The organism is Pedobacter sp., from assembly GCF_041662865.1.
Taxonomy (GTDB): Bacteria; Bacteroidota; Bacteroidia; order Sphingobacteriales; family Sphingobacteriaceae; genus Pedobacter.
Map to the genome: position 1 here is coordinate 1 of NZ_JBAZRL010000124.1, position 2668 is coordinate 2668.

4 protein-coding genes and 1 tRNA gene are annotated in these 2668 nt (G+C 35.6%); 2 read left to right on the top strand and 3 right to left on the bottom strand.

Annotated features, from left to right (window positions below; genetic code table 11):
- Positions 1-9: 9 nt before the first annotated feature.
- Genes WC622_RS17020 through WC622_RS17030 form a run of 3 tightly spaced genes read right to left on the bottom strand, consistent with a single transcriptional unit; the run spans position 10 to position 1522 of the window.
- On the bottom strand, positions 10-360 hold the full coding sequence (locus WC622_RS17020) for a hypothetical protein (RefSeq protein WP_372820886.1): 351 nt from the start codon (positions 358-360) through the stop codon (positions 10-12).
- Between the two features lie 31 nt (positions 361-391).
- Positions 392-1339, bottom strand: a complete 948-nt coding sequence (locus WC622_RS17025; RefSeq protein WP_372820887.1) for a leucine-rich repeat protein — start codon at positions 1337-1339, stop codon at positions 392-394.
- Between the two features lie 9 nt (positions 1340-1348).
- Positions 1349-1522 (bottom strand): hypothetical protein, encoded by a 174-nt coding sequence (locus tag WC622_RS17030; RefSeq protein WP_372820888.1) that lies wholly within the window; start codon positions 1520-1522, stop codon positions 1349-1351.
- Between the two features lie 676 nt (positions 1523-2198).
- On the opposite strand from WC622_RS17030, the gene WC622_RS17035 reads away from it, so the two are divergent.
- Together WC622_RS17035 and WC622_RS17040 are read left to right on the top strand one after the other, a co-directional pair.
- Positions 2199-2270, top strand: a tRNA-Leu gene (locus tag WC622_RS17035).
- Between the two features lie 78 nt (positions 2271-2348).
- On the top strand, positions 2349-2561 hold the full coding sequence (locus WC622_RS17040) for a hypothetical protein (RefSeq protein WP_372820889.1): 213 nt from the start codon (positions 2349-2351) through the stop codon (positions 2559-2561).
- Positions 2562-2668: the final 107 nt, after the last annotated feature.

A 2668-nucleotide genomic window follows, 5' to 3' on the forward strand; every position in this document is an offset into this window, starting at 1 on the left:
GGTGTTAGTTTATGCTTTTACTAATTCGTTTACTTCCTCAAATAATCCTAACGGCATTGTAAGTTGATTAGGAGGGTCATTTATTGGGTGATTATAAGGTGGTTCATTCCACCCATCTTCATCATTACCCCAATCCCATTTTATAAAACTGGTGCAAGTAGGCTTATCGTTTTCATCGTATATCCACTCTTTTACATCGCCATCAAGCAATGATTTATTTAGTATAGGACACTGCGCATCATCATGGTTTTGAGTATGGCAAAATTTCTCGTGCATACATTGGTCGCAAAACTCACCCATAAATCCTTCGCCTTCTGTACCATTTGAAGGCTGATACCGTTTTCCTGTATACTCTCCCATATTAGGTTACATTATTAAGTTGCTTTTTAGATTAAAAAGTTATTAAACTTTCTATTTTATCAATCCCATAAGCATTGCTCTTTCTAAGAAGAGGCAGTAAATCAATAGCTTTGATAGGTGCTGATTCTATTGTTTTATCTTCTTTAGTAATATTAAAAGGTATATTATTTCTTTGCATCCAATCTCTACAACCCAAATCACAAGCCCCTGTTATTAGCCTATATTTTTCTACAGTAAATACCGTGTCTTTTTCAATAGGTTCGTTTTTCAACTTATCAGCTACTATTTTAAAGTTAAGGTCTGATATAGCTTTTTTAACTGTTTCTCCGTGTGTTGTGAAGTTTTCTTTTTCAGCAACATAACATTCCTGTTTATTTATAACACTGTCTTTTACATTAATTAAGTTATAACCTGTATAAATACGAATGCCTTTTGATGTCTTTTCTTTTTCTACAACAAAGCAATAACCGTCTACATTTTTTACACTTAGCTTATAGTTGCCAAAACTAACCGTAGTTAAAGAAGCATTCCAGCGAAGACAATCATTACCCATTGTGGTGCACACCGGTAAATCTAAGGTAGTTAAAAAATCATTCGAGCTAAGACAATGATTACCCATTGTGGTGCACACCGGTAAATCTAAGGTAGTTAAAAAATCATTCCAGCTAAGACAATGATTACCCATTGTGGTGCACACCGGTAAATCTAAGGTAGTTAAAGAAGCATTCGAGCTAAGACAATGATTACCCATTGTGGTGCACACCGGTAAATCTAAGGTAGTTAAAAAATCATTCGAGCTAAGACAATAATTACCCAGTTTTTTTACTTTCGGCAAAACCAGTTTTTTTAAGGTTGGCATCCTGTTTAAAACACCATCCGCGATTTCTGTTGCTTCTTCGCAAAGAAATACACCATCAACTATATCAGACTCTTTTACTGAGACCAATACTTTCTCTCCTCCTATTTTTTGTGTTTTCATAATATTATTTTATTTTATTTTATGCTCTTTTTTATAAGCCTCTACGGCAAGTCTTCGCAAGACTTCACTTAACGGTCTGTCTTCTGCATCAGCAATCTTTTCTATCCACTCAAAAGCCTTTTTTTCTAAAAGCCTTTTTTGTGTCTTACGAAATTCTGTTGTTATTATATATCTTCTTTCCATCGATACAAACGTAATATTTTATTTTTAGCAAAAAAAGTATTTTCTTTATTGCGTGTTAAAATTATTGTAGTATATTTGTTGTGTTGAAATATGGCAGATAGTTAAATGCAATTGATAGGTTAGTATCCCATACTGGTTGGGAAATAGGTGTGGGTTTTTAAAACAGAAAAAATGAAGTCTTTTTTTCATAAAATAGATAAAACAAGTTACTCTGAGTTTGCAAGGTCTCTTGGACTTGAGCGATATACGGTTTGGAGAATAATTAAAGGTATAACATACAAAAACGTTCTTTGAAGATATTGGGTGTTTCAGCGGGCGAAAGCGAATAAACATTAAGACTACTAATGTGTAGTAGGATAGCTAGCAGACGAGTAGTGTTTATGAATTATTGACTACACAACAATAATCCGCTTAACACCCAACAATACACCAACATAGTGGCGTAAGCTGGTTATTGCATAGGGGTAATTTCCTATGTAATACAGAAAATATCGCACGACGAGGTACAACATGGAGCGCGCCAATTGTTGTTGCGGGTTCATATCCTGCCTATGTTGGTTAATGATTTTGCTGGTGTATGATACGGGAAGTTGGTAATGCTTATAGACGTATAAGCAAAATCCAACCTGCACCTGCAAGCCCTTCGGGGTTAAATACTCCCTTAATAAGGGTGAAGGCAATGGTAGCTCAGTTGGTTAGAGTAGGCACTTTAATAGTGTGGTCGTGGGTTCGAGTCCCTCTCATTGCCCTAAAACATTTAAAACAGAACAAGAAAACCAACTTGGTTAAGAGGCTTACCCCGTGCCTAAAACGGGGTTTTAAGATTATGGAGCAAAGAGAGAAAGATATACAGGCATTATGTAATGCCGTTTTAGAAGTGAGTTTAATCAGTGGCGGGAATTGTCCAGATTACTGCCCATTTTGCATTAAAGACGCTAAATGGAATGAGTGTATGAATAATATGAATCATGAACCTGATTGTGCTTATCTTATAGCAAAAGATTTACAAACAGGTATAAAAACATTGCCGAAAGGCTAAAGGTGTTACTTATCTAATAGGATGCTCATTTTGCGACGGGTGATTTCACACGACTGCTGCACCAGAGGACAACCGTTAAGACAACCATTTGAGAATTTAGTTAGTGG

Excerpts from the sequence above, each read along its gene's own strand:
- WC622_RS17020 (WP_372820886.1), bottom strand. The coding sequence starts at position 360 with ATGGGAGAGTATACAGGAAAACGGTATCAGCCTTCAAATGGTACAGAA.
- WC622_RS17030 (WP_372820888.1), bottom strand. The coding sequence starts at position 1,522 with ATGGAAAGAAGATATATAATAACAACAGAATTTCGTAAGACACAAAAA.
- WC622_RS17040 (WP_372820889.1), top strand. The coding sequence starts at position 2,349 with ATGGAGCAAAGAGAGAAAGATATACAGGCATTATGTAATGCCGTTTTA.
- WC622_RS17025 (WP_372820887.1), bottom strand. The coding sequence starts at position 1,339 with ATGAAAACACAAAAAATAGGAGGAGAGAAAGTATTGGTCTCAGTAAAA.